This window comes from Flavobacterium commune, from assembly GCF_001857965.1.
GTDB lineage: Bacteria > Bacteroidota > Bacteroidia > Flavobacteriales > Flavobacteriaceae > Flavobacterium > Flavobacterium commune.
The window spans coordinates 2,705,741-2,727,362 of sequence record NZ_CP017774.1 but is presented as its reverse complement, the minus strand read 5'-3'; the positions used below and the strand labels follow the sequence as shown (position 1 = coordinate 2,727,362).

Sequence of the window (21,622 nt, the reverse complement as noted above, 5' to 3'; positions counted from 1 at the left end):
GTAGCGATGCTACAATTCCTTTTTTAGTTTTTTATCTCTTCAATGAAAAATGAGATTTGAACTCTTTTACAATATTATTTTCAAGATAATGAATTACAAACCAGTAATCATCGGCCGGCATGTAATAACCATTATAAGTTCCGTTCCAGCCCGTTCCATTAGGACTTATTTGTTTTAAAAATTTACCATAACGGTCAAATATTCGAATGTAAGCATAAGGCTGCGAACTCAATTCGGATATGTTCCACGAATCATTATAACCATCATTGTTAGGGGTGAAATATTTTGGATAATTCACCACCATAACATCTGTTTTAGTAATAGGTGCACTACATCCTGTTTGGTCAGCAACTGTTATCGAATGCGTACCCGAAGCTACATATTCAAAAACATTACTCGATTGAAAAGGACCATCATCCAATTGATAAAGATAATCGCCTCCCGGATTAATTGCAGTAACTGTCACTTTTTGATTCTCGGCAAAAGCTTCAGTAACTGTCCAGGTAAAATCGACTAAGACATTACTTGGCAAAACTGTTACATCAATTGTTTGTTGAGTGGCACATTGACCGATATCAGGAGTAAAAGTATAGGAATCACTATTAAATTCATCAACCGTAGGCGGATCCCAAGTTCCTGTAACACCACTAGGAGAAGTTGTATCTAATATTGGCGGAGTACTTCCTGAACAGATAGAAAAATCGCTAAAACCAGGGCTAATTGGCTGGTTTACCGTTATGTTCATTGTTTGTGTTGTGGCACATTCATTAGTATTTGGAGTAAATAAATAAGAAGCACTCGCAAAATTATCTACATTAGCAGGAAACCAAGTTCCTGAAACCCCGTTAGGTGATGTCGTAGCTAATATTGGTGCTGGATCTCCTGCACAAAAAGGAGCAATCTGGGCAAAATTTGTTACTGTTTTAGGAATTATAGTCACACTTAAAGGTTGCGGATTGGCACATTGATTCGGATTTGGAGTAAATGTATAAGTTGTTGTACCTAAAGAATTAGTATTAATCACTAAAGGAGACCAGATTCCTGTTACTCCTGATGGAGAAGTAGTATTTAAAGTAGGTGGAGTACTTCCAATACATATTGGAGCGATGGGTGTAAAACCAGGACTTACAACATTTGGTATAATTGAAATTGTAGCTGTTGTAGGAGTAGCCACAACACATTGTCCGGGATTTGGCGTAAAAGTATAAGTAACAGTTCCTAAAACAGAAGTATCGACTGTACTAGGACTCCAGGTTCCAGAAACCGGAGTCGTATTATTTGAATTTGAAGGTAAAATAGGAGCTATCGCATTTTGACATACCGTTAAAGGAATGGAATTAAATGTTGGAGTCTGTCTTGGAAGCACAGTAATATTCATTGTTTGAGGATTCGCACAAGGAAAGCTAGTAGAATTAGGAGTAAAACTATAAGTAACAGTTCCAGAAGTTGCAGTATTAATCACAGATGGAGACCAAGTTCCAGTTATACCGTTATTTGAAGTTGCTGGTAATATTGGAGGTGTATCTCCTTGACAAATAGGTGGTATTTGGGTAAAATTAGGGGTCGTTATAGTTGCTGAACATCTAGTTGAACAACTTGCAGTCTCTTGAGTTACACAAGCCTTTGCCCCTACAGCAGTTAGTGTAAAGACTACTGTTTGACCTTCATTTAATCCAGAAACCGTAAAATTACTTGGAGCATTATGTGTACCTGTTATAGGTAATCCTCCATCAACAGTATAACTATAATTGTAACTACTTTGTCCTGTATTAGCAAAATCAAATCTAATAGAATTTGTAGTTCTTACATCACAAAACAAATTTAATTTTTGATCAACATATACTGTTATTGGAGTTCGCGGAGTACTCTCAACCCCTCCAATGACTTGAGTCACATAATAAATTAGCGGGGTACTTCCTGTTGCAGCAACATTGGTTGGTGGTGTTGGAGCAGTACTAGAAAAAGTCCCACCTGTTGCAACTGTGTACCATCTTAAAGTTCCTCCTCCAGAAGGAGTTGCGTTTAAAGGTACAGCTGCTTCGTTTAAACAATAATATAAAAAGGCTGGATTTGGTGTAGGTGGAGCAGTTTGTGCAAAAGCACTAGTACTAAATAACATATTAGCCAGACAAACAAAGACAAATAAAAGTAGATTCTTTTTCATTGTTCTAATTTTTAAAATAGATTAAGATTTGGGGGAATCCTATTATTAGGTAAATATATTAAAAAACCAAGTTTTATTAAAAGCTTTTGAGAAATATAAAACAGATTTTAAAAAAAGTCGAATTAATTTCAAAAAAAAAAGACCCAACTAAAAAGCCGGGTCTCAATTATATAATAGCAAGCAAATTAGGCTGCTTCGTGTTGCTTTTCAACAGTAGTTTTCTCTTCTCTGGAAATAGTATCCACTAGTACCGGAGTAGCAATGAACAATGAAGAATAAGTTCCTACAATAATACCTACAAGCATTGCAAAAATAAATCCTCTGATAGATTCACCACCAAAAAGAAACATTGTCAATAATACCAGAATCATCGTCAATGAAGTATTTAAGGTTCTTGACAAAGTAGTATTAATAGAAGCATTTACAATATCTTCAAAACTTCCTTTACGTTTTCCTAGTATAAACTCTCTAATTCTATCAAATACAATTACTGTATCATTCATCGAATAACCAATAACAGTCAAAATAGCCGCTATGAAGTGCTGATCCATTTCCATGTGGAAAGGCATAAATTTATAACATAAAGAGTAAATTCCTAATACAAAGATTACGTCATGCGCTACAGCAGCAATAGCACCTAATGAATATTGCCATTTACGGAATGAAATCATTAAGTATAAGAAAATAACAGCTAATGCTCCTAATACCGCCCAGTAAGAATTTGTTTTAATATCTTCAGAGATTGAAGCTCCAACTTTAGACGCTTGTAAAACTCCTACTTTTTTACCATCAAAAGTGTTGATAAATTTATCATAAGAAGTATTTGGATAATACTTAGCTAAAGCGGCATATAACTTCTCATTTACTTCCTTATCAACAGCAATACCATCTTCTTTGATTTTGTATTTAGTTGTAATTTTCAACTGATCTTCATCTCCTAAAACCTTAGCTTCTACCGGAGTTCCAAAAGCTGTAGATAATTCTTCTGAAATCACAACTGCATCTACTGGTTTTTCAAATTTAACCTGAAAAGTTCTTCCCCCTACAAAGTCAACCCCCTGATCCAATCCGTTACCGAAGAAAATGGAAACCAAACTCACAATTACTACAATTGAAGAGAAGATATAAGTGATTTTCTTAATCTTGATAAAATCATAGTTAAAATTAGTAAACCAATTTTTAGTAATATTTGTACAGAAAGTTAAATTAGCCTTTCCAACAATATTTTTATCAATAAAAATTCGGGCAATAAAAATAGACGTAAACAAAGATGTTACAATACCAATAAGTAATGTTAAAGCAAAACCTTTGATTGGTCCTGTTCCAAAAATAAACAAAATCGCTCCAGTCAAAACGTGTGTAACATTAGCATCAATAATAGAACGCATTGCTCCGTGCCATCCGTAAGATGAAGTTACTGCTTCCAGTAAAGATTTACCATCACGCAATTCTTCTTTTGCTCTTTCATAGATAATAATGTTAGCATCAACAGCAGTACCCAATGTTAATACAATACCTGCAATTCCCGGTAATGTTAATACAAAACCAAAACTTGCCATAATTCCGAATAAGAACAATAAGTTCAATAATAAAGCAAGGTTTGCATACCAACCTGCTCTGCCATAATAGAACACCATCCATATACACACCAATAAGAATCCAACAATTGAAGACAGCATACCAGCATCAATAGAAGCCTGTCCTAAGGATGGTCCTACAACTGTTGACTGAATAATATCAGCAGAAGCAGGTAATTTACCAGCATTTAATACATTGGCTAAATCCTGAGTTTCAGTAATATCAAATGAACCTGTAATTTCAGATCTTCCACCTGAAATAGGACCACTGGAAACTCCCGGTGCAGAATATACCACGTTATCCAAAACAATGGCAATATTAGTTTTTTGAGTATAAGCTCTACCTGTTAATTCTTCCCAAGCTTTAGCTCCTTGCGGACTCATTTGCATAGAAACTGCCGGTTTACCGAATTGGTCAAAAGTATCTTTTGCATCAGTAACCACAGCACCAAGCATAGCTGGAGTATTGTCTCTGTTTCCTCTTAAAGCATACAGCTCAACTGCTTCTACTTCTTTTTCTTTAGCATCTTTTAATTTAGTAGCTTTTCCCCAAACAAATTTAGCATAACGTTGATCCGGAGACAACAAAGCTTTAATGTCGGCTCTTTTTAAATAACCATTGATTACAGCAGTATCTTTTGGAGCATAGAAACCTAAACCTCCTCCACTTTGAGATAACATCTTATCAAATAGTGGATTATTTCCTTTTTTAGTCTCTGTTGAATCTTTAGTATCGGTCAATAAGGCGCTTAATGAATCCTTAACTACTGCTTTTTTCTCAACTTTAGCAATTTCAGTCTTTTTCAATGCCTCATTAGCAGCCATTAAGAAATTTCCAATTTCTTCAACTTTATAAGTTTCCCAAAACTCAAGTTGTGCTTTTCCACCTAATAATTTTTTAATCCTATCTACATCTTTAGCCCCCGGAAGTTCTACAAGAATTCTTCCCGTTTCTCCTAATTTTTGGATATTAGGTTGTGTAACACCAAATTTGTCGATACGCTCTCTTAGCACTTTAAAAGCACTTTCGATTGATTCATCAACTTTTCTTTTGATTACTTTTTGAACTTGAGCGTCTGTCATTTGAAAATCAACACCACCTTCTCCTTGCAAAGATCTGTTTGCAAAAATGTCTGGCGAAGCTAATTTTACGCTTCCTTTTGAATTAGCTTCAAAAGCTTCAAAAAACTTATTTAAATACGTTTTATTTCCTTCTAAATTTGCAGTTGCATCAGCTAATGACTTATTAAATACAGGATTTTTAGAATTATTAGATAATCCTTTTAAAACATCTTTAATAGAAATTTGAAGAATCACGTTGATTCCTCCTTCTAAGTCAAGACCTTTATTAAGTTGCTTATTTTTTACTTCATCATAAGTGAATTCAGTAAAACCAAGATTCAACACACTTTCTTTACTAATAGAATCTAAATACTTTAACTCTTTATCAGGATTATCTCCTGCAAAAGCCTTGGCTTCACTTTTGACATTATTGGCCACAAAAGTGAATGTGAGTTGGTAAATACTTACCAATGCAAATAGAATTGCGAAAAATTTAATAAGTCCTTTATTCTGCATTATTACTAAAAATTAATTATTTTAAATTTATTATTTTGTGTTAACCTCTTATAAACAACACTTTAGCTTTTATTTATTCTAATCTAAAAAACTTCAAAAGCCAACGGTCATTTTTTAAACCGAGCAAATATATAATTCTGGTTATGATTAACCAATTTATTTATGAATTAATCTCAAAAAAAAGACTGCAAAATTGCAGTCTTCACTTTATATGTGAAAAAAACTTAAGCTAAAATAGTCTTCAAAGCATCATTCATTGCTCTAACTGCATCAGCACTTTTTGCAAACAATGCTTTTTCCTTATCATTTAATTGAATATCCAAAATCTCTTCTACTCCATTTTTTCCAATGATACAAGGCACCCCGATACAAATATCACTCTGACCATACTCCCCTTCAACATAAACAGAACAAGCAATCATTCTTTTTTGATCATTCAAAATACTATCAACCAAAAAAGCTACCGAAGCTCCAGGCGCATACCAGGCTGATGTTCCTAAAAGCCCTGTAAGCGTTGCCCCTCCTACCATGGTGTCAGCAGCTACTTTTTGCAACACCTCTTCTGACAGAAACTGTGAAACAGGAATTCCATTATAAGAAGCCAAACGCGTTAACGGAATCATCGTGGTATCACCATGACCTCCAATAACCATCCCCGATACATCATTTGCCGGTTTATCTAAAGCCAAAGATAAATAGGTTCTAAAACGGGAACTATCTAAAATTCCTCCCATTCCAATAATCCTGTTTTTTGGCAAACCAGTAGATTTCAACGCCAAATAAGTCATTGTATCCATTGGATTCGAAACCATAACAATTATAGTATCCGGAGAATATTTTAAAATATTTTCAACTACCGATTTTACTATTCCAGCATTAATTCCTATCAATTCCTCGCGAGTCATCCCTGGTTTTCTGGGAATCCCTGAAGTCACCACCACCACATCACTGTTGGCAGTTTTTGAATAATCATTAGTAACTCCTATCACTCGGGTATTAAATCCTGTATCGGTAGCACATTGCATAATATCCAAAGCTTTCCCTTCGGCAAAACCTTCTTTGATATCTAACAATACTACTTCACTGGCAATTCCTCTATAAGAAATAACATCTGCACAGGTTGCTCCTACGTTTCCTGCTCCTACAATAGTAACTTTCATATTTTAATGTTTATTCGGGTTAAGTAAAAAATTGGTTAACTCCCGCTAATCTACAATTTATTGCTTAAAATAACCACCGAATAAACTATTTTTTACGCATCAATATTAGCGTAAACTGCATTTTTCTCGATAAATTCTCTACGTGGCGGAACTTCATCACCCATTAACATAGAGAAAACACGATCAGCCTCGGCTAAACTCTCAATTGTTACCTGACGTAAAGTTCTGAAATTTGGATCCATAGTCGTTTCCCACAACTGCTCTGCGTTCATCTCTCCAAGACCTTTATAACGTTGAATAGCTGCACTCCCACCCATTCTTTCGTTAGCCTGATCACGTTGAACATCATTCCATGCGTACTCTTTTTTGTTTCCTTTTTTAACCAAATACAAAGGCGGAGCCGCAATATATACGTGACCTTCCTCGATTAATTCTTTCATAAAACGGAAGAAGAATGTCAAAATCAAAGTAGAAATATGACTACCATCGACATCGGCATCACACATGATGATTACTTTATGGTAACGCAGTTTCGAAATATTCAAAGCCTTACTATCCTCTTCGGTACCAACAGTTACACCAAGAGCGGTAAAAATATTTCGAATCTCTTCGTTTTCAAAAACTTTGTGATGCATTGCTTTTTCCACATTCAAAATTTTACCACGCAATGGCAAAATAGCCTGAAAATTTCTATCACGACCTTGTTTAGCAGTTCCACCCGCCGAATCTCCCTCGACAAGATACACTTCACATTTTGCAGGATCCTGCTCCGAACAGTCAGATAATTTTCCTGGCAATCCACCACCACCCATCACGGTTTTGCGCTGTACCATTTCACGCGCTTTTTTAGCCGCATGACGAGCCTGAGCTGCAAGAATTACTTTTTGAACTATGATTTTAGCATCATTTGGATTTTCTTCCAAATAAGTTTCCACCATCTCACTCACCGCCTGACTTACTGGAGAAACCACTTCTCTGTTTCCAAGTTTGGTTTTTGTTTGCCCCTCAAATTGAGGTTCAGCTACTTTTACCGAAATAATAGCCGTCAATCCCTCACGGAAATCATCCCCGGAAATATCAAATTTTAATTTATCCAACATACCGGAAGCGTCAGCATATTTCTTAAGAGAACGGGTTAATCCCATTCTGAAACCTTGCAAATGCGTTCCTCCTTCGTGAGTATTAATATTGTTTACATAAGAGAAGATATTCTCAGAGTAACTCGTATTATAAATCAATGCAACCTCAACCGGAATCTCTGCTTTTTGATTATCCATTGAAATCACATGACCAATAATTGGCTCACGATTTCCATCTAAATAACGAATATATTCTTTTAATCCTTCCTGAGAATGAAATACTTCACCCACAGGATTTCCATCTTTGTCTAATTCTCTTTTATCGCAAAAATTAATTGTAATTCCTTTATTCAGGTAAGCCAACTCACGCATACGAGCTGACAAAGTATCATAAGAAAACTCAATAGTTTGCTGAAAAATAGTCGGATCAGGATAAAAAGTAACAATCGTACCTCTTTTATCAGTATCACCAATTTGCTTTACCGGATAAAGTGCTTTTCCTCTTTCATACTCCTGCTGATAAACTTTTCCATCACTACTATGAACCGTGGCAATTAAGTGATTCGACAAAGCGTTCACACAAGAAACTCCAACACCGTGCAATCCTCCGGAAACCTTATACGAATCTTTATCAAATTTACCTCCGGCTCCAATTTTAGTCATTACAACCTCAAGCGCCGAAACTCCTTCTTTTTTATGAATTCCTACCGGAATACCACGTCCATTATCTTCAACTGTAATAGAACCATCTTCATTTATCGCTACACTTATGGCATCACAATGACCACCCATTGCTTCATCAATGGAGTTATCAACAACCTCATAAACCAAGTGATGAAGTCCACGAACCCCAACATCACCTATATACATGGAAGGACGCATTCTTACATGCTCCATTCCTTCTAATGCCTGAATACTATCCGCTGAATAATTGTTCTTAATTTCTTCGCTCATATGTTCTATTCTAAATGTATTTTTTTGTATAACACGCAAATATATAAAAACGCAATTTATATACCGTTAAAAATAGCCTTCAACAGCCTTAAGTTATCAACAAAATAAGAAGATTTCGACAACAAACAGCTATTTTTTTTCAGCATAAATTAAAAACTTGGCAATACTACCAACTGTTCGTATTTTTGCGCCATGAACGATAATTTTACAACCGAATTTTTCGGAATAGGAATACAGAATGGTAAAACCCCTGAAAACTTAGGCGTTTTATGGAGAACTGCCCAAAATCTGGGAGCAAGTTATATTTTCACAATAGGAAACAGATACGCCAAACAGGCTTGCGACACAGAAAATGCCGTAAAATCAATGCCTTATTTTCACTACGAAACCTTTGAAGATTTCTACCAAAACTTACCCAAAGGCGCACGCTTAGTAGGAGTCGAACTTGACGAACGAGCAGCCGATTTGGAAACATTTGAACACCCTAGGCGATGTGTTTACTTATTAGGCGCCGAAGACAATGGTTTATCTAAAAAAGCAATTGCAAAATGCCATCATCTGATCAAATTCAAATCTGAAAAAAGCTTGAATGTATCAGTAGCAGGAAGCATTGTCATGTACGACAGAGGGCTTAATAAACCGAGATCCTGATTCAATTGCAATTAAAAAAAAGCCCTAAAAAAACAAATTCCCAAAACAAACATTAAAAAATGCTGTTTTGGAAATTTATTATTTTCAATTTGCAATTAGCATTGCCATTGAAATTGATTTTTGATATTGTGATTAAAATCAAACTAGGGTTTTAATTGATAACTACCAACTAATACTGAAGCTGAAATATTTAAAACCCTTTCAAGCTCCCGAATCATATCAACAGTTAGTTTTTTTTTCTTGTTCAAAACCTCAGAAACACTACTTTTTCCACCAATTATCCCAACCAGATCTTTTTGCCTAATATTCATTTCTTCCATTCTGATTTTAATAGCTTCAATTGGATCAGGTGCATCAATAGAAAAGAATTGATTTTCATAATTATCTATCAACATTGACAAAATTTCAGCCTCATCACCTTCAACTGAATTTGGCGCAGCATCAAAAATCACCTCCAATCTTTCAAGTGCTTCTAAGTAATCTTTTTCTGTTTTAATAGGTGTAATTTTCATAATTCTACTTTTAAATTGTGTCGGCATTTATTTTATCATACTCAGCATGAGTTCCCACAAATCGAATAAATGCCCATTGTCTTTCAAAATTAAATTTTACAATCAGTCGATAAGAATTTCCTTTTATATTAAAAACAATCCTCCCATCTTTTAAGACACTCGCATTAATAAAAGTTTGCTTAACATCATTAGGTGATTTCCAATTTGAATTTTTTGCTGTTTCATACCATGTTTTTAGATACTGCTCGGCATCTGCATGATTTTCCCAGAAATCTTTCAAAGTCTTTTTCGCAATTATTCTTTTCATATCTCTCAAAACTACACAAAGATACATAAAAAGTTCTTGATACACGAACCTTTGTGTTGATAAATAGAATTTACCCCAAACACCATTTTTCATAAAAAAACAAAATTTCCAAAACAAGCATTTAAAATGTCGTTTTGGAAATTTGAAAATTGAATCATTTCAATCAACTCAATTAATCATTGAAATTGATTTTTGATATTTTTATTTAATAATTCTCACATTCATTTCTTCTACCTTTTTATCTGATAAAAGCGATGGTGCCCCAAATAATAAATCTTCACTAGTTCCTGTTTTCGGGAAAGCCATAACTTCACGAATAGATGCTTTTTTCTCTAAAATCATCATTAAACGGTCAATTCCCCAGGCAATTCCTCCGTGTGGTGGCGCACCGTATTGGAAAGCTTTATACATAGTCCCTACACTCTTAATCATTTCTTCTTTGTTGTAACCCATATTTCTATAAGTCGCTTCCAGAATTTCCGATTTATGCGCACGAACTGATCCTCCTCCAATTTCGTAACCGTTCAGGATTATATCGTATTGCTGCGCGATGATGCTTCCGATTTCCTCTTCTTTACCATCCATGTGTTTTTTCAAATCATAAATAGCCGGCATCGAGAACGGATTGTGCGTAAATGTCCATCTTCCTTCATCTGTTTTTTCAAACATTGGAAAATCAACTACCCAGGCTGGACGTAATTCCTTAGGATTAATCAAATGCAACATTCTACCCAATTCCTGACGAACAGCATCCAAAGCCTTGTTAGCCGTAGCATAATCGGCAGCTGAGAAGAATACAATATCCCCAACCTGCGCATCCGTAGCTTTTATGATTCCTGCTGCAATTTCTTCCCCTAAAAACTTAATAATAGGCGATTGCAACTCTTCTTCATTCACAATAATATAAGCCAATCCACCTAAACCGTGTTGCTGAGCAATAGCAGTTAAAGCTTCGATTTGACCTTTAGACATACGCTTATTTCCTTGCTCCTGAGCCGAAACCTTGATACATTTTACAATTCCGCCTTCTTCAATCGGTTTACTGAATACTTGGAAAGTAGTATCTTTTACAATAGCTGTAATGTCTTGCATTTTCAGACCGTAACGCAAATCAGGTCGGTCACAGCCATAGAAATCCATCGCATCTTTATAGGTAATCACTTCAAATGGTTTCAATATCCATTTGTTACCATATACTTTCTTCACTACTTCATTAAATAGTTTGGTATTCAAATCGATAATCTGCTGCATGCTGGCATAAGCCAACTCCATATCCAATTGCGTAAATTCTGGCTGACGATCTCCACGGGAATCCTCATCCCTGAAACAACGTGCCACCTGGAAATATTTCTCATAACCACTCACCATCAACATCTGTTTGAACTGCTGTGGCGCTTGTGGTAAGGTATAAAACAAACCAGCTTGTTTACGAGTAGGAACAATAAATTCACGTGCTCCTTCATCAGTCCCTGCACTTAAAATTGGTGTTTCAATTTCTAAGAACTCTTCCTCATCTAAGATGTCACGAATTAACTTAATTACTTTATGACGATTTACGATTGCTCGCCTTACTTCTTCGTTTCTGTGATCCAAAAACTTGTATTGAAAACGAATCGCTTCGTTTGTTTTAGCCGCTCTCTTAATTTCGAAAGGCAATGTTTTAGATAAATTTAAAATTTCTAAAACCGAAGTTTCTAATTCTATTTTACCCGTACGCAATCCTGCATTATAATCATCTTCATTACGTCCTACTACAATACCTTTTACCGAAATTACCGATTCCGGTTTCAATTTCACTAACTCGTCGATATTAGGAAAAGTTTCTCTACTGATATTAACCTGGAAAATCTCATAACTTGAATCACGCAAATCAATAAAAATCAATTCACCGTGGTCACGAACACTCGCTACCCAGCCTGACAACATCACCTCTTCGCCGATATTTGCCTCTGATAATTGTGAAATCTTATGAGTTCTGTAGGTATCTTTTACAACAATAGGAATTTCAGGAAGTGCTTCTTCTTGAACTTCTTTAGATTCAGCAATTGCTTCTTTAGAAACTTTTTCCTGCGCTTCTTTTTTCTCCAAAACAGCAGCAGCACCTAATTTGTCTAATATAATCTGACGAATTACTTTTCCATTCGCTCCTTTTCCAATAACACCTAAAACCTTACCAACTAAAATACCTGCTTTTCCTTGGTCACCTGCTTTAATATCATTAGCCACAGCAGCGTTTTCAGCAATTACGGTAGCAATAACTTCCTGAATTTTATCTTCAGAAATCGTATTATCTGCAAAATATTTATTGTAATCGAAATTTTGATCTTTTAAATAACCAGCAATCGCATTTTGAACTAAAACAGCTGTGATTTTTTCCGCTTTGAATAATACAAAAATGGTTATTAAATGCTCAATATTATGAATCTTATCATAATCTTCAGCCTTGATGTTATTCGCTAAAGTTTTAGCAACAAACGATGGATCTTTAATTTCGTTATTTAAAGTCACAAATGTTCTCGAACGCAAAGCATCTGCCGTGAAAAATTTAGCATCTTGTGGCAAAACACCTCCATTAATCAAAATAGATTCAACAGCATAAGGCAAAGCACTAGTATCTACTTTAATCGCTTCAATTTCAGCTTTAATATTTACAAAAGGTAAATCCGGCTCTGATATAAAACGGTAATCCGCTTCAAATTCTTTTTTACGCATGGTTTTGGTTTGCTTTAAATCAGCATCCCACAACACAGTCGTTTGATCAGGTCTAAATTCTTTGTTTTCGATAAAATAATTGAACTGTTTCTCTACTTCTTCTTTCAAAGCTTCGATCATAAACTTAAACGAGTTCAAGTTTTTGATTTCCGTTCTTGGGTTTAAAACGTCTGAATTTATTTTGCGTAAAGAAACCGAAACATCCGATTTGAATTCTCCTTTCTCCAAATTGGCTTCAGAGATTCCTAAATTCTGAACAATACGCTGAATGTATTGCGCATAAGTTGAAGCATCTTCAATATTACGAACACAAGGCTCCGTAACAATTTCAATCAACGGAACTCCCGCTTTGTTAAAATCGACTAACGAAATCTTCTTTTCGTGCATCAATTTCGCAGCATCTTCTTCAATATGCACCTGGGTTAAATTCACGGTAAATTGAGAACCGTCATTTCGGTAACAAGAAACCTGTCCGTCAGGAATTATTGGATTATGAAATTGCGTTATCTGAATATTTTTCGGGTTATCCGGATATTCGTAATGCTTTCTATCCCAGGAAATCACTTCATTACTAAATGTCGAATTTACTGCTTTTCCAAAATAAATAGCTTTTGTAATCGCTTCTTTATTTATGGCTGGCAAAACGCCCATTTGTCCCGTACAAACGGAACATATATTTTCATTAGGTGTTTCTATTTCTTGATTTGGACAAGAACAAAACAACTTGGTTTTGGTATTCAATCGAACATGAGTTTCCAGTCCGATTACCAATTCTAAATCGTGGGCTTTTAATGCCGCCGTTAATTGTTCCAATTCCATTATAGTGTATCTTTTAAGAAGTTAGCAAATTGCATAACTAATTCATCATTATTTTTTGCTGCAGTAATTTGCAATCCGGTACTTGTTCCTTGTGGCACAGTTAAAGTTGGTAATTGCCCTAAACTAAAACCAACCGTATAAGCATCCGACAAATACATCGCCAACGGATCTTTTAAACTGTCTCCGATTTTTGGAGGTGTGCTTGGTGTAACCGGCGATAAAATCACATCTACTTCCTCGAAATCTTTACTGAAGTTCTCCGAAATCTGATCTCTCAAAGCCAATCCTTTTAAATAGATTTCATCTGAAAATCCCTGAGACAACACCTGGTTTCCACCAACAATTCTGCGTTTAGTTTCTTCCGAAAAATTTTCAGAACGCGTTACGGCATACGAATCAATCAAATTATCTCCTTCGATACGGTTTCCATAATTGGTTCCGTCCAAACGGGATAAATTCGAAGCCGTTTCGGCCATAGCCAAAGTATAATAGGTAGAAACTAAAATATCGGATTTGAAGAAATCTAATTCCTTTACTTCAATTCCTTTGGCTTTTATTTTTTCGATACTTGCCAAGAAATCAGCTTTTATTTGGGCATCAATGGCATCACTTTCGATGAAGTTTTTAAAATAACCAACAGCTTTTACAGCAGAAGTTGCAATTTCCTCTTCACTAATTTCCGCTGAAGCGACTGAAGTTTGATCTTTTGGATCTTTCCCGCTCATTACATTCAACACAATTCGGATATCTTCAATAGATTTTGCCAATGGACCAACGCAATCTGTAGAAGATGCATAAGCCATCAATCCGTATCTTGAAATTCTTCCGTAAGTTGGTTTTAAACCGTAAATATGGTTGTACCCGGCAGGCTGACGAATCGAACCTCCTGTATCTCCACCAATAGAAAAAACAGTGTAATCTTTTGCAACGTTAACCGCTGATCCACCACTGGAACCACCTGCAACTAATTCCGGATTTATTGCATTTTTTACTGCTCCAAAAATGGTGTTTTCACTAGAAGATCCATGACCAAAACTGTCACAGTTTTCTTTCACTAGCGGAATAGCACCGGCATCCAATAATTTTTGAATAGCGGTAGCCGTGTAAGGCGATTTATAATTTTTCAACAATTCAGAACTTGCCGTAGTGTAAGTTCCCTGCAACATATATACATCTTTAATCCCGAAAGGAATTCCTTCCAGCAAACCGATTGTTTCTCCGTTTGCAATTTTAGTATCTACTTTAGCCGCTAATTCCAGAGCCAAAGTGTCCAATAAAGAATTAACCGAGTTGTATGTATTTTGTTTAAGTAAGTCTAATTTTTCCTGTACTAAAGCTGTACAAGTGATTTGTTTTGACACCAATTGTTGGTGTATTTCTTTTATTTTAGAATCCATTTTATCCTTCTATAACTTTAGCAACAACTAAAAAACCATTTTTTTTGTTCGGGAAATTTTCTAAAATAAGTTGTTTTTCCATAGCCGAACTCTCTATCACAACATCTTCTCTTAAATCACTTACTGACACACAATTATGATTGACATTATTCAAGGAATTATTATTTGATGGATGTGCATTCTTGATTACATCAAATAATTTGTTCACGCTCTCGGAAGGCTGTGCTCCTTTAATACTCGACAAGATGTCGACTGTCATTATTTTACTCATAATTTTAATTCGTTTTAAAGTCAAACTTTTAAGCTGGCGAATTTACGAAAGTTTTTTTTAGGGAATCCCATTTTTTTAAATGATTTCAAATGCATAAAAACCATTGGGTGTACGTCAGTTCGAGTGTTTTTTGTGCAGTAAAACGGAACAAAAAATGTATCGAGAACCGTTTTTAATGAAATTTTTCTTGTTCTCGATACGGTTTTCTATCGAAATTCACTCGAACTGACGAAAAATTATCATCAAAAACTAATATAACTGTAGACAACTACTCAACACTCTCAATCAAATATTTTGTTCCATTAATTTCGAAAGTAAAACCAACAGCATTTCCCATCAACTTGCTTCCCAATGGAGATTGCGGCGATAACGCAATAACATTTATTCCGTCGATAGTTATTTTTGGCAAAGCCAAAGACAGATACAAATAAATCCCATTGGCTTTTACCAAACTTCCTAAAACAATTGTTTTTGCAATTACCGAAGCATCAATTTTGTCCAAAATTGCTTTTTGCTCTAAAACTTCCCTTAGTTTGGTATTGAATTTTTCCTGTTCCAAGTGCATCATCGATAAAGCCGTTTCGTGTTTATCACCAGCGGAACCTTTGGCATCATTTTTAGAATCCTCGGTCAAAGCCGAAATCATATCCCGGAAAGCATCGATTCTATCTTCTACTAATCGGCAATAATAATCATATATTTTTTGTTTGAAAGTCATTTTATTGAAGCACTACAATTCTTAAACTACAAAGATGTTCTTTTTTTTAAAGTGTAAAAAACATTTTTTCTGTAACTTCGTAAAGAATCTTATTAATCTTATTCTTTTTAAAATCTACTATGAAAAAATTAAAATTCATTTCCGCAATTGCTTTTGGCTCACTATTAATGCTAGCTACCAACGTACAAGCTCAAAAATTCCCTGGCTTAGACAAAAGCCCATTAGACCAAGCTTTATTTCCTGCCGACAATAAAATCCCGGTTAAAACCGCTAAAATTGTTTACAGCCGTCCACAACTTAAAGGACGTACGTTAAGCGAATTAGCTCCAGCTGGAAAAGTATGGAGAACCGGCGCTAACGAAGCAACTGAGATCACTTTTTACAAAGATGTTATGCTTGGTAAAACCAAAATCAAATCAGGAACTTATTCATTATACACTATTCCTGAACAAGAAAACTACACCATTATCATTAATAAAAGTGTTAATGTTTGGGGAGCTTACAACTATAAAGCCGAAAATGATGTTGCCAGATTAGTTGTTCCTGTAACCCAGGCGGAAGAATCTCTGGAAGCTCTTTCAATGGTTTTTACTCCAGCTGACAAAGGTATGATTCTCAACATTGGATGGGACAAAATGCGTATTGCGATTCCTTTTACAGAATAATATATTTTTTTACCACAAAGGACACAAAGTTTTCACAGAGACCACAAATTTTTTTTAAACAATCTGTAAAAGTCTTTAACAAAAAAAGAGCACTAAGATTTCGAAAGTAAAAACAAAGGATTAAAACTTTGTGGACTTAGCGAAAATCTTAGTGCTCTTTGTGGTTAACTAAAAAACTTAAAAATCAAATTTATAATTCGCCCCCAGCATCACCTGAAAACCTTGTACAGGATAATTCATCCATTTTTGATAGGACTTATTGGTCATATTATTCAACTTCAAAAATGCGGTTAGCTGAGAATTGTATTTGTAACCAACATGCGAATTCAAATCTATATAGCTTCCTAATTTCACAGGAGTCCCCACAGGATTTAAATCAATATTCGTTTGCATATCTTTTCTTTCTCCAACATAAAACAGTTTAGCTCCCGCATACCACTTTGGTGTAATATTAAAATCAATAGCCGAATTCAACTCTATTTCAGGCAAATTCCACGCTTCTTGCTGAACGCTATTTTTATAACTGCTAAAAGTTCCTCCAATTCCAAAACTTACATTTTCAGAAAAATCAGCTTTCAAATCTCCTGAAAAACGAAAAGTTCTTACATCATCATAAACTACCTGAAATGAGTTCCCAAAAGCATAATCTTCATTCGAACTATTCTCAGTATAATCATTACTTCTAAACAAAGCCTTATTTCTTTCGTTAATATAAGAACCACGAATGTTATAACTCACACTGGAAGCTAATTTCCCCTTCAAACCGGCAAAAACATCATACTGTTTATCCATAGGTGCAATGGCTAATGTTGGAGATAAAAACGGGTTTTCTTTTACAAAATCCATATACGAGTTTTGCTCTAAACTTCCTTCGGCTCCTGCATAAAAAATCATCAAATCATCCACAACAGAATAAGAAACGCTCACACTTGGGTATATTAAAAATTTATTATCGGCTCCTGTTTTATCTATACTATAAAATAACGAAGCTCCTAATTTTACGTCCCAACCGTTTTCCTGAATGTTCAGACTAGGCGAAAGTCCTAAATTAGTAAAACCATATTTTATTGCTTCCAAATTGTCATTCGCATAATTTTTATCGAAAGTTCCGCCTACATAATCCACAATAATATCGGTTTTTACCAATTGATCAGCAACATCAAATTGCAACTTTGGTTTAATATAAAATCGGTTTTCGGCCGAACCAAAACTATCCGTAAAATGACTGAATTTCATTGCCATTTCTTTAAAAGCTCCTTCGGAAAAATCCAGTTTTCCACCTAAAGAAATTCCATTGTACGCATGCTTAGAATCGATACTTCCTATTAAATTATTTCTATCAGAAGCACTTAATGTACTCCCAAAATCCATTGGCAAACCATACCAATTATACACTTGATTTTGATACCCTAAATCAATATTCCAGGACATTTTATCATAATTAGCTCCGTAAGTTATATCCAAAGCGGTATCATAATACCAATCGTCTAATTTTACATTATTAATACCTCCCTGAGAAGAAAAATGACGAAACATTCCTCCTACATAATCATTCTTTGCTAATTCCTGATTAACAAACAACTCAGCATTCAACGCTCCGTAATTCCCAATTGCCAGAGTAGCATAATTATTAAAAAACTTTTCTTTGGCTTCTTTATCCACTGCTTCAGCCTTTCCTTTGGCCGGAGTAAAAGTCGAAGCTACCGGAAACGAAAAAATAGTATATTTAATCGTTTCTTTTTTAGCATTTGACTCGTCATCAAGAACCGGAGATTCCTGAATTTTTGACGCATCTGATATTGTTGGCGTATAGGATTTTACAATATTTACCTCTTCTGAACCTATGCTTTCATTTTTCTTTTGGGCAAAAGAAAATTGAAAAACCATCACAAACAGACCTAATATTATTTTATTTTGGAAAATGAATTTCATACTTTATTTTTTTTTTTTTACGTGAAGCACTTCGACGCCCGAAACTTTGGGACAGTGTGACAATATTTTAAATTAATTAGCTATCGAAGAATTTGTTTTAGACTCTTCTGATTTAATTCGGGCTAGCTCCGTTTGTGCTTCAGTAACCACATCCGGGAAATCAGAAAAATTCTGAATTACGCTATCTAAAATATAGGTTGCCTGAAAACTATCTTTTAAACCATAAAAGTTTTTAGCCATAAGAATCAAACCTTTGGCTCCGTAAAAACGATAAGCAGCATAACTTTTGGCTAATTTTTGAACCACAGCATTCGATGCTTCAAACTTAGCTTCTTTGTTTTTAAAATAAGCATCATAATACAACGCCTCTGCTGCCAATTCTCCTTTAGCAATCAGCAATACTTTGGCGTAAGCTGCTTTCGCTTTCGATTCATCTCCAGTTTGCATGGCCGAACGTGCAATGATAATTTGCCCATCACTTTTTACATTATCATCGATTTTTGGATTATTCAACACTTTTTCGGCATAAACAACCGCATTAGCATAATCCTTATTTTCATAATAACATTTCATCAAATTAGACTGTGCAAAAACTTTGTTTTGAGACAAATCAGCTTCATTTTCTAAACGCGCCAATACCGGAATAGCTCTTTCTTTTACACCGCTATCTAATAAAATTTGTGCTAATCTTGATAGAGATTGCTCTGTGAATTCGTTTCTTGGCTCATTAACAACATATTCGTAGTTAGGAATCGCTTTGTCTTTTTGACCTTCGGCATAATAGGCCTGCGCCAAATAAAAATTCGCTTTCAAAGCATGAATACCGTTTGGAAAACTCGAGATATAAGCTCTAAAACCTGATATTGCCTGAGCATTATTGTTTTGCTCAAATTGTTTCACAGCCGATTCAAAAGTATCGTTATCCAAATCAGCATCAGTAACAGCAACAAAATCCAATGTACGCACCCAGGCAGCATACTCAGCTACTTTTCCACTATCTACATAAATTAATCTTGCTGTAGCAACTGCCTCTAAAGCTTCAGAAGTTTTAGGATACTCGGCAGCTACTTTTTTGAATTTCATCAAAGCCTCAGAATTGCGATCGGAATTGTAATAAACTAATCCCTGACGCAAAATAGCTCTGGATGTAAACGCACTGTTTTTGTATTCGCTTATTAATTTATCATAGGTTTTCAAAGCTAAATCCTGCTTGCTCGTCGCCACATAGGTATTAGCTAATTCAAACATCGCATCATCACGATAGCTTGATTTAAGATAAGCCAGTAAAAACGAATTTAACTCTTCAATTTTTTTGTCATTTTTAGCCACAAAACCATAACTAATTGCTTTTTGATAATAAGCATAATCAGCATCTACACTTTTAAGTTCGATTACTTTATTGTAGGCATCCATAGCCGGCCAGTATTTAGTAGTCACAAAACGACAATCGGCTAAACGCAAATAAGCATCGGTTATTCTGGTTTTATCATCTTTTACCTTATCAATAAATCTTTGAAAAGCATCTCCGGCTGCATCGTATTCTTTTAATTTAAAATAGGCATACGCAATATTGTAATTGCTGTTTTTATACTCAGGAGTTGTTGCCGCTGATGACATTGCTGCAAATTGTTTGAAGCTCAACAAGGATTTATTGTAATCTTCTAAAACATACTCTGTTTCAGCTTTCCAGAAAGTAGCTCTGGCAGTAAATTGAGCATCAATAGTATTAGCTAAAGATTTTTGAAACATTTGCGAAGCTGCAGCATAATTTCTATCGGTATATAATTCCAGCCCTCTGTAAAAAGTTACTTTTTGGTAAGCCAATTTATTTTCCGGGATTTTGTTTTTTTCCAGTAAAACCAAAGCTTCTTTGTAATTTTTAGAAGAGATATACGAATCAATCAATAATTTCTCCACCACCGGACGACTGGAATTATTGGGGTATTTATTGATAAAACCAAGCAAAACAGCAGGTACACTTTGATAGGAATTCCCTAACTCATAACTCAATTTAGCATAATTCAAATGGGCATCTTCCTGAATGGCTGCATCAAAAGCCATTTCGGAAGCATTTTTGAAAGCATTCAAAGCCTGTGGTTTTTTATCTAATTTCAGGTAACTTTCCCCTAAATGGTAATAGGCATTCTGAGCCACTCCATCTTTTCCGCCAATAATTTTATTGAACTGGGCAATGGCATTTTCAAAGTCGTTTTTCTTGTAATAAGCATAACCCAATTGGTAATAATCGGTGTTATTCCACTTTCCTCTTTTACCTTTATAAGCCACTAAATACGGAATAGCTTCGTTGTATTTTTTTAAATTAAAATAGCTTTCACCAATAATTTTATTCAATTCCGATTGTTCTGCTTCATTCGATTTAGCCATCGCTTTTTGCCCTAAAGCAATTGCTTTTTCAAAATTTCCCGACTTGAAACTCATATCCGCCTGATAATAGGAAAGTTTTTCAGCAAATTTTTCATCAGTTGCTACCTGGTCAAAATACTTATTGGCCTCCTGATAATTATTGCCTTCATAAGCCATAAAACCTAAATAATATTTAGCCTGAGAACCATAAACTTCTGATTTCAAAACCTTATTAAAGTAAGTAGTTGCTTCTTTTTTGTTATTAGAACTAAATAAGCTATACCCTTTTTGAAAATTAAATCGGTCTTTGTCCTTAGCACTCAACTGACTTTCATCTACTTGTTCAAACTTTTTTAGTGCTTCTGAATATTTTTTTTGATTAAAATAAAAATGAGCTACTTCTACATAAGCCTGATTTGTTTTAGAACTTGTTGGATATTTTTCTAAAAATGATTCCATCAGGACATCAGCATTAGCATGTCCTAACCGAACAGCACAACTGGCATCATAATAAGTACAATCTGATTTGATTTCATCGTTTTTTACTTCTGATTTTACTCTCTCAAAAAGAAACTGAGCCGAAGCGTACTGATTGTCTTTATACAAAGCAACCGCTTTATTATAATCCTTAAAATCACTAGTATATACAGCAGTTTTTTGTGCTAAAAGCGAAGTAGTTTTAACAAAAACCAACAAAAAAAAGAGCCTGGAAAATTTACGCATTTTTATCTTATTTTAATATCCAAATATATCATATTCTAC

General features: G+C 34.9%; 14 protein-coding genes. 2 read left to right on the top strand and 12 right to left on the bottom strand.

Features of this window, described 5'->3' with window-relative positions; translation table 11 throughout:
* Positions 1 to 31: 31 nt before the first annotated feature.
* The 4 genes from BIW12_RS11445 to gyrB all read right to left on the bottom strand — a co-directional run bounded on the left by BIW12_RS11445 (position 32) and on the right by gyrB (position 8,512).
* On the bottom strand, positions 32 to 2,164 hold the full coding sequence (locus BIW12_RS11445; RefSeq protein WP_083382112.1) for a T9SS type B sorting domain-containing protein: 2,133 nt from the start codon (positions 2,162 to 2,164) through the stop codon (positions 32 to 34).
* A gap of 185 nt (positions 2,165 to 2,349) precedes the next feature.
* The gene (secDF, locus tag BIW12_RS11440; RefSeq protein ID WP_071185232.1) at positions 2,350 to 5,319 is read right to left on the bottom strand and encodes a protein translocase subunit SecDF; all 2,970 of its coding nucleotides are present in this window, start codon (positions 5,317 to 5,319) and stop codon (positions 2,350 to 2,352) included.
* A gap of 224 nt (positions 5,320 to 5,543) precedes the next feature.
* The gene (mdh, locus tag BIW12_RS11435) at positions 5,544 to 6,479 is read right to left on the bottom strand and encodes a malate dehydrogenase (protein ID WP_071185231.1); all 936 of its coding nucleotides are present in this window, start codon (positions 6,477 to 6,479) and stop codon (positions 5,544 to 5,546) included.
* Between the two features lie 92 nt (positions 6,480 to 6,571).
* Positions 6,572 to 8,512, bottom strand: coding sequence for a DNA topoisomerase (ATP-hydrolyzing) subunit B (gene gyrB, locus BIW12_RS11430; RefSeq protein ID WP_071185230.1), 1,941 nt, complete (start codon positions 8,510 to 8,512; stop codon positions 6,572 to 6,574).
* Between the two features lie 192 nt (positions 8,513 to 8,704).
* On the opposite strand from gyrB, the gene BIW12_RS11425 reads away from it, so the two are divergent.
* The gene (locus BIW12_RS11425; RefSeq protein WP_071185229.1) at positions 8,705 to 9,163 is read left to right on the top strand and encodes an RNA methyltransferase; all 459 of its coding nucleotides are present in this window, start codon (positions 8,705 to 8,707) and stop codon (positions 9,161 to 9,163) included.
* A 143-nt stretch (positions 9,164 to 9,306) separates the two neighbouring features.
* Here the strand turns inward: BIW12_RS11425 and BIW12_RS11420 are convergent, their stop codons facing one another.
* The 6 genes from BIW12_RS11420 to BIW12_RS11395 all read right to left on the bottom strand — a co-directional run bounded on the left by BIW12_RS11420 (position 9,307) and on the right by BIW12_RS11395 (position 15,899).
* Entirely contained in the window at positions 9,307 to 9,675 is a 369-nt protein-coding gene (locus tag BIW12_RS11420; protein ID WP_071186354.1) for a helix-turn-helix domain-containing protein, read from the bottom strand.
* A 10-nt stretch (positions 9,676 to 9,685) separates the two neighbouring features.
* Positions 9,686 to 9,982 carry a type II toxin-antitoxin system HigB family toxin gene (locus BIW12_RS11415; RefSeq protein ID WP_071186352.1) on the bottom strand — a complete coding sequence of 99 codons (297 nt, stop codon included), beginning with the start codon at positions 9,980 to 9,982 and terminating at the stop codon, positions 9,686 to 9,688.
* Between the two features lie 201 nt (positions 9,983 to 10,183).
* A complete protein-coding gene (gene gatB/aspS / locus BIW12_RS11410; RefSeq protein ID WP_071185228.1) occupies positions 10,184 to 13,513 on the bottom strand; it encodes a bifunctional amidotransferase subunit GatB/aspartate--tRNA ligase AspS in 3,330 nt (1,109 codons plus the stop codon).
* Positions 13,513 to 14,910 carry an amidase gene (locus tag BIW12_RS11405; protein ID WP_071185227.1) on the bottom strand — a complete coding sequence of 466 codons (1,398 nt, stop codon included), beginning with the start codon at positions 14,908 to 14,910 and terminating at the stop codon, positions 13,513 to 13,515. The genes gatB/aspS and BIW12_RS11405 overlap by 1 nt, the downstream gene beginning before the upstream one ends.
* A 1-nt stretch (position 14,911) precedes the next feature.
* Positions 14,912 to 15,181 carry an Asp-tRNA(Asn)/Glu-tRNA(Gln) amidotransferase subunit GatC gene (locus BIW12_RS11400; RefSeq protein WP_071185226.1) on the bottom strand — a complete coding sequence of 90 codons (270 nt, stop codon included), beginning with the start codon at positions 15,179 to 15,181 and terminating at the stop codon, positions 14,912 to 14,914.
* Between the two features lie 268 nt (positions 15,182 to 15,449).
* Positions 15,450 to 15,899 carry a hypothetical protein gene (locus BIW12_RS11395; RefSeq protein WP_071185225.1) on the bottom strand — a complete coding sequence of 150 codons (450 nt, stop codon included), beginning with the start codon at positions 15,897 to 15,899 and terminating at the stop codon, positions 15,450 to 15,452.
* Positions 15,900 to 16,018: 119 nt separating this feature from the next.
* Here BIW12_RS11395 and BIW12_RS11390 point away from each other — a divergent pair, with 119 nt between their 5' ends.
* Positions 16,019 to 16,564 carry a DUF2911 domain-containing protein gene (locus tag BIW12_RS11390; protein WP_071185224.1) on the top strand — a complete coding sequence of 182 codons (546 nt, stop codon included), beginning with the start codon at positions 16,019 to 16,021 and terminating at the stop codon, positions 16,562 to 16,564.
* Between the two features lie 177 nt (positions 16,565 to 16,741).
* On the opposite strand, the gene BIW12_RS11385 is transcribed toward BIW12_RS11390, so the two are convergent.
* Together BIW12_RS11385 and BIW12_RS11380 are read right to left on the bottom strand one after the other, a co-directional pair.
* Complete coding sequence (locus BIW12_RS11385) at positions 16,742 to 18,496, bottom strand: porin family protein (protein ID WP_071185223.1); 1,755 nt, start codon at positions 18,494 to 18,496, stop codon at positions 16,742 to 16,744.
* Between the two features lie 72 nt (positions 18,497 to 18,568).
* Entirely contained in the window at positions 18,569 to 21,583 is a 3,015-nt protein-coding gene (locus BIW12_RS11380) for a tetratricopeptide repeat protein (protein ID WP_071185222.1), read from the bottom strand.
* Positions 21,584 to 21,622 lie beyond the last annotated feature (39 nt).

Bases quoted from the DNA above. Each gene is read 5' to 3' on its own strand.
- BIW12_RS11445 (WP_083382112.1), bottom strand. From the start codon at position 2,164: ATGAAAAAGAATCTACTTTTATTTGTCTTTGTTTGTCTGGCTAATATG.
- secDF (WP_071185232.1), bottom strand. From the start codon at position 5,319: ATGCAGAATAAAGGACTTATTAAATTTTTCGCAATTCTATTTGCATTG.
- mdh (WP_071185231.1), bottom strand. From the start codon at position 6,479: ATGAAAGTTACTATTGTAGGAGCAGGAAACGTAGGAGCAACCTGTGCA.
- gyrB (WP_071185230.1), bottom strand. From the start codon at position 8,512: ATGAGCGAAGAAATTAAGAACAATTATTCAGCGGATAGTATTCAGGCA.
- BIW12_RS11425 (WP_071185229.1), top strand. From the start codon at position 8,705: ATGAACGATAATTTTACAACCGAATTTTTCGGAATAGGAATACAGAAT.
- BIW12_RS11420 (WP_071186354.1), bottom strand. From the start codon at position 9,675: ATGAAAATTACACCTATTAAAACAGAAAAAGATTACTTAGAAGCACTT.
- BIW12_RS11415 (WP_071186352.1), bottom strand. From the start codon at position 9,982: ATGAAAAGAATAATTGCGAAAAAGACTTTGAAAGATTTCTGGGAAAAT.
- gatB/aspS (WP_071185228.1), bottom strand. From the start codon at position 13,513: ATGGAATTGGAACAATTAACGGCGGCATTAAAAGCCCACGATTTAGAA.
- BIW12_RS11405 (WP_071185227.1), bottom strand. From the start codon at position 14,910: ATGGATTCTAAAATAAAAGAAATACACCAACAATTGGTGTCAAAACAA.
- BIW12_RS11400 (WP_071185226.1), bottom strand. From the start codon at position 15,181: ATGAGTAAAATAATGACAGTCGACATCTTGTCGAGTATTAAAGGAGCA.
- BIW12_RS11395 (WP_071185225.1), bottom strand. From the start codon at position 15,899: ATGACTTTCAAACAAAAAATATATGATTATTATTGCCGATTAGTAGAA.
- BIW12_RS11390 (WP_071185224.1), top strand. From the start codon at position 16,019: ATGAAAAAATTAAAATTCATTTCCGCAATTGCTTTTGGCTCACTATTA.
- BIW12_RS11385 (WP_071185223.1), bottom strand. From the start codon at position 18,496: ATGAAATTCATTTTCCAAAATAAAATAATATTAGGTCTGTTTGTGATG.
- BIW12_RS11380 (WP_071185222.1), bottom strand. From the start codon at position 21,583: ATGCGTAAATTTTCCAGGCTCTTTTTTTTGTTGGTTTTTGTTAAAACT.